Annotated in this window: 7 protein-coding genes; 3 read left to right on the forward strand and 4 right to left on the reverse strand. The window is 67.3% G+C overall.

The window, feature by feature from the left end:
- Positions 1–284 precede the first annotated feature (284 nt).
- The 3 genes from ACIP82_RS37565 (at position 285) to ACIP82_RS37575 (ending at position 3848) form a co-directional block, all read left to right on the forward strand.
- Complete coding sequence (locus tag ACIP82_RS37565; RefSeq protein ID WP_363605319.1) at positions 285–893, forward strand: hypothetical protein; 609 nt, start codon at positions 285–287, stop codon at positions 891–893.
- Positions 890–2314 carry a hypothetical protein gene (locus tag ACIP82_RS37570; RefSeq protein ID WP_363605320.1) on the forward strand — a complete coding sequence of 475 codons (1425 nt, stop codon included), beginning with the start codon at positions 890–892 and terminating at the stop codon, positions 2312–2314. Before ACIP82_RS37565 ends, ACIP82_RS37570 begins: the two co-directional genes overlap by 4 nt.
- Positions 2315–2519: 205 nt before the next feature.
- Positions 2520–3848, forward strand: a complete 1329-nt coding sequence (locus ACIP82_RS37575; protein ID WP_363605322.1) for a hypothetical protein — start codon at positions 2520–2522, stop codon at positions 3846–3848.
- A 394-nt stretch (positions 3849–4242) separates the two neighbouring features.
- On the opposite strand, the gene ACIP82_RS37580 is transcribed toward ACIP82_RS37575, so the two are convergent.
- From ACIP82_RS37580 to ACIP82_RS37595, 4 genes are all read right to left on the reverse strand, one after another.
- Positions 4243–4575: a hypothetical protein gene (locus tag ACIP82_RS37580; RefSeq protein WP_400660260.1), complete on the reverse strand. Its 333-nt coding sequence runs from the start codon at positions 4573–4575 to the stop codon at positions 4243–4245.
- A gap of 23 nt (positions 4576–4598) precedes the next feature.
- The gene (locus ACIP82_RS37585) at positions 4599–4793 is read right to left on the reverse strand and encodes a hypothetical protein (RefSeq protein ID WP_400660262.1); all 195 of its coding nucleotides are present in this window, start codon (positions 4791–4793) and stop codon (positions 4599–4601) included.
- Positions 4794–4894: 101 nt separating this feature from the next.
- The gene (locus tag ACIP82_RS37590) at positions 4895–5125 is read right to left on the reverse strand and encodes a hypothetical protein (RefSeq protein ID WP_400660265.1); all 231 of its coding nucleotides are present in this window, start codon (positions 5123–5125) and stop codon (positions 4895–4897) included.
- Positions 5122–5274 carry a hypothetical protein gene (locus tag ACIP82_RS37595; RefSeq protein WP_400660268.1) on the reverse strand — a complete coding sequence of 51 codons (153 nt, stop codon included), beginning with the start codon at positions 5272–5274 and terminating at the stop codon, positions 5122–5124. The genes ACIP82_RS37590 and ACIP82_RS37595 overlap by 4 nt, the downstream gene beginning before the upstream one ends.
- Between the last annotated feature and the right edge of the window lie 163 nt (positions 5275–5437).

The following is a 5437-nucleotide window of genomic DNA, read 5'->3' on the forward strand; positions in this document are numbered from 1 at the left end:
GCCGAGTACGAAGCCGCCTACTACAGCCAACAGCAGCCAAACCTGCAGGTCACAGCAACAATCTAGAGTCTCTGCAGAACCCGCAGCGGTTCACACCTTCTCTCGCTACGGCTAGGAGCCGACTGCGGCATGACGCGGCTCGTCGAGGATTGTCTCGGCGAGCCAACCCAGCCCTACACGCGCCTCAGGCGACAGCACTGGTCGCTGCCAATCGGACCTTGAGAGCAGCCGTTCCAGTGCCCCGCCCGTGGTGTGAGCTGCTGGAGTCCTCTACGCTGATCAACGTGGCAGTGGGGGAAGACGCCCACCTCAAAGGATTCTCAGGCGCCCGCCGGGCAAAGATGTGGCTTGAGGGCACCATGAGAATCTCGGGCGCGTATGCGAACACCGACTCGCCGTCGTGCGCCCGACGGCTGACTCTGGCATGGCCTCATGGCGGGCAGACGTTCTCCTTCGACCTGGGAGGCGCCATGCGCGGCGCTCCCTACCACGGGGACATGTTCTGTGCCGAGGTGAAGAACTACCAGCAGCCCAGCGACCAGGGAAATCAGTTCGACGAGTTCGTTGCGAAGTGTTACGTCGCGTGCCAGAACGGCCATCTTCTGAGTGATCACCTCATGTGGATCACATGGGCTCCCTTCCGCGCCAACACCTGGTCGCAGTTGGACTCGCCGAAGCATGTCGAGACGGCGGTTCTGCTCCACCACGACCGCGTCTTCGGAACGGCTGACCGAGCTGCCGCTGAGGCGGTGATCGACCCCGAGATCGTTGCGATGGTCGCGTCGCGGCTGTGGCTGATCGTGCTGTCAGAGAAGCAGGAGACGCTGGTCCCCCTCAAGGACTGGGAAGCCATCGTGGCTGCCGAACTGATCCGCAAGGGAGAGCAGTGGTGAATCAGGCATCGCGGGCGATCATGGCCGCGCTCGACGACACGGACCCAAGGCAGCCCTTCGGCCGGGTCAAGGAGATCATCGGGCACCAACTGCGCCGGATGGACCCCCGGGCCGAGGTCATCGCGACGGGCTTCTTCAACCACACCTACGCCCCGGACATGGTGATCCGCTGGCCGCAGGCGACCCGCACCCCAGACCGACACGTCTATCTCCGGACAACGGCCAACCCGGCGGAGCTCCAGGACGACATCGCTCGGCTGCAGACCAAGGACCGACCGATGATCGTGTCCCTGGGGCAGCTCGAAGCGTCCCGTGCGGCGGCAGATCTCCAACCGTCAGCCACCGAACACCAAACTCTGCTTCTTGACACTCCGGCCTTCGGTGAGCTGGTTCCCACCCAGGACACCCCGAGCGTCCCTCGGCTCATCTCCAGCTCGGTGATCGAAGGCGGGCATGGCGCCCTGGACGGCCCTGCGATCACCCGGTTCAGGAGCGCTGTCGTCACCGGCGTGGAAGCTGCCCGTGAAGGAGATGTCGCACCGACGCGTGTGGCAGTGGAAGCGGTATCCGCCCGGATGGTGCCCTTGGTCGCGGACCGGATGACGGCCTTCATGGCTGCTCTGTGGCAGGGCGGAGGCTCCACCCTGGCCAGTTTCCCGGGCACGCTTCGACGCTCCGGCCGTCTGGACGAATCCACCCTCGCTTACCTTCTCAGTGCTGAGGAGATTCCTGACAGCGGCTTCTGGGGTCGCCTGCTTCCCTTGATCAGCCTGCCGCTCCTACTCCGCACACCGGTCCGTGACCCGGAGAACCTTCAGCACCTCATGCGGCCGGCGGCTCAGCAGTGGCAGAGCCACGTTTGCGTGCTTGCTCCGGGGAGCACGTCCAACGCGCCGATTGGCCCTTGGCGCTGGGCAGTGGATCACGGCAACCTCGTTCTGCAGATGTCGCGCTTTCGGGCGTACGTCGCCCAGACGCAGAAGGATCTCGACACGACCGAAAGGTACGACGAGCCCACTCTGGACGAAGTGCGCGCCCGGGCCGACCGGTTCTCCGTCCCGCTTACGTCGATCCGTATGCTCGTCACCGATCGCCGCATCGGTTACGACAGCCCTGGAGACAATGTCGTTCACGACTCCCAGCTCGCCGGCATCAGCGAGGCGCTGGGCCGGGCTGAGGCGGTCATCGAGGCGGATGCGCCAACACCGTCCGGCGCGGTCTTGCACTGCAGCTTCACCTACCGCTTGGCCAGTGCACGAGGTGCCCGCAGCCACGTTCCCCTTGATGAACTCATCGGCACAACGGCGCGCCTCCTCTCCGACCTCACCGAACACGAAGCCGACCAACTGGTACGCCTACTCGGCCCTCAAGGGCAACCCATAGCCTCGCCCTGGAACCAGCCGACCCTGTTCGAGTCGTAATGGCGAGGCGCACAGGAGTACAGCGCTTCGCTCCGGAGAAGGCGCGGATCGAACTGGCGAACCACGGCTCCAGCGTGATGATCTGATCTCAGACAGTAATCGATACGATCTCGACAGTCCCCGCCATCTCCTCATCACGCACTGGCCCTTGCCGCCACGCTGTACCCGCCGCGAGCCCGACAGGCGCGCGAGATCGGGAGGGAATATGGCGAGGGGCACCGCCCATCAGGTCGAACTGCTGCGTGTAGAGGTCGGGGCGGCCCTGCAGGCCGGCCTGGAGGAGATCCGCAACAACACTGACAACCTGCGGACCGAACTCAGCGCCACGCTGGCGGCCGGCCTGAGTGAACACCGCGACGAGTTCTTCGAGGCGATCGCCCGGGAACAGCAGGAAGCCAGCCGCGCCCATCAGGACAACCGCAGCCTCCACCGCCAGCTGGGCAACCTGCGGGCTGAGCTCAGCGCCCTGCAAGACAGCAGCCGATCCTCCTTGGGAGTCGGCCACGACGAGCCGCCTCGGTCCTCCATTGACTCCCCCGAGGCCGTAAGCCAGCCCGCGGGAACCTCCTCGGAGGCGGACGACCAGAACGACGCCGTTCACCCTCCCGGCGACGACGACAGGGACGGTCCCGTCGACATCACCGAGCTTCCCAGCGCCGAGCCCCCGGCATCCGAACAGGCCGCAGAGTCGGCCACCCCCACCGTGACCGGCGAGGCCGCGGAATCCGACAGCGAGGAGACGACCGTGTCCGAGACCACCCCCGCCGACCACACGCCGGTTACCCCGAACGCTCTCACGAAGGACCAGCTCAGCCAGATCGCCGCCGAGGTGGCCGCCAAGCTCGCCGAGCACCAGGGTGCCCTTCCGGAGCCTTCCGCACCCGAACCGGAAGCGCAGCCCGCAGAAGCGCCCGAACCCCAGCCGACCACCGCCACCAGCCCTCCGGAGGGCCAGGCACGGCTGATCGCAACCGAGGTCGTTGCTCAGCTCGCAGATCTCCTGTGCCCCTCCGTCGCCACGGTGCAGGACACGGAGGTCGAACCCGAGCGTACGGATGCAGTCGCACAGGAGCAGGCAGCAGTCGACGATCTCCCGAGCAGTTGCGCCAACGACGTGTCCGGCCTGATCCCGGAGCCCTTCGTCTGGGAGAACCACGTCAACACTCTCCGCAAGGCCGCCGCGGTGAAGACCGTCGCGATCTCCTGCCACCCCGAGACCTGGGACTTCCTGGCTGCTCAGGTCGAAGGCACCGACCACTTCTCGAAGCCGGCCAACGACAGCAACGAGGACACGATCCTCTCCGGCCGCAGCACCCTCGCCCTTCTCAACGCGCTCCGGGAGACCGTGTGCGGCGGCCTCGGCAAGGACACCGGCATCGAGACCTGGACCCTCGCCGTCACCAGCTACGAGCGCATCGCCGCCGTCATCAACAGCACCCGACCCGCTGACGAGGAGGTCGGCAGCGACCGCCTGCAGCAGCCGCACATCGTCCTCGACGACCGCAGCAGCAGCGGCTCGCCCGCCGCCGGCTGACCTGCCGATCAGCGGTCTCGGCCTCCTCGCAAGGCGCTGAAAACCGGCGCGAAGCGAGGGCACATCCAGGGCACATGAGGGTGGAAAACGCCGCTGACCAGCGTCAACCACTGAAGGTAGTTTTCGCTGGTCAGTGGCACTTTGGCAACAAAAGCGCAGGTTGCGGGCTTGCGGGGACCAATAGCTGCACGAGCGGCAGGACTTCGCCAACCGGCTGGACGAGGCGGGCACCAGCTGTACTGCCTGGTCTGGCCGTGACGCCGGGCTCCCCGGGCCGCGCCGAACGCGGGCCGAGGCAAGGCTTGCTGGCCTGGCTCCAACTGCGGCCCTCCGGTCGGGCGCAGGACCGTGGCGGCAGGCAGCAGAGCCACCGTCAGCAGGTCCGTGGACACCGCTAAGGCGAGCCGGAACACGGCTGTGAGCGCCTCGCCCGCCGGGTGCCCGGCCGCCGCGAGGGCCCTGTACGGCCGTCGGCGAGGGTGGTGAGGACAGCGACCCCGAGCGCGCCGCCGACCTGCTGGGTGGTGTTGGAGAAGCCGGAAGCGGTGCCCGCGTCTGCCGGTCCCGCGCCCGACATGCCGAGCACGGTGAGCGCCGAGATCGTCAGGCCGAAGCCGGCCGCGAGCAGCATCGTGGGCGGCAGGTCGAGGATGTAGCTCCCGTCCGCGGGCAGCCGGGTCAGCAGCGCCAGGGCGGCGACCAGCAGCACCAGCCCGGTCAGCAGCATCGGGCGCTCGCTGAAGCAGGCGTTCAGCCGGGCGGACAGCGCGAGCGAGACGGTGCCGATGGTGAGCGCGGCCGGGAGTAGCGCGAGGCCAATCGCGGCGGCGCATAGCCGCGGACGATCTGGAGGTAGAGCGCGACCAGGATCTGGAAGGCGAACAGAGCGGAGATCGTCAGCACCTGCACGGCGTTGGCGCCGGAGACCTCGCGTGAACGGAACATCCGCAGCGGGAGCAGGGGTTGGGCGGTCCTGGCCTGGCGGAGCAGGAAGCCGGCCAGCAGGGCGAGCGAGAGCGCGCCGAGGCGAGGGTGCGGGCGGAGCCTCAGCCGTGCTCGCCGGTGCCGACGATGGTGTAGATGCCGAGCATCAGCGCGGCGGTAATCAGCGCGGCGCTGAGGACGTCGGCGCCGGCCCGCAGGCCGCCGCCGACAGCCGGATGGCCTCCTGGGGTGTTGTCGGGCCCGCCGAAGTCGAGCCGCCCTTTCCGTTGGCCTGGCTCGGTTGTCTTCGAGAGGGCTCTCGATCCCGTAGGTGCCGACAACCGAGCGCTCAAGCCGAGATTCCTTGAGTAGCCGAACTCCGGATCTCAGCGTCAGCAAGCTGCGCAGCGACGATCCGCAGCTTCGGGAGGTAGGTCTCGATGTCGTCGATCACTCGACGGAGGTCGGCGGCGTTGAGGTCCGTCCAGTTGTCGAGGAGCATCCCACAGGTCGGTACGCCGTCGTAGGTTGCCAGGCGCGCGCTGAGATAGGGCCCACCTTGGCCGGGGTTAACTGATCGTTTCAAAATGAGTTCAGCTCAGGGGCTTGGCAGTTGATGTGTTCGGGCGGCAGAGTGCTCCACGTGTCGGATGATCTTGTGCCTG

Source organism: Kitasatospora sp. NPDC088548, assembly GCF_044753005.1.
Lineage (GTDB): Bacteria > Actinomycetota > Actinomycetes > Streptomycetales > Streptomycetaceae > Kitasatospora.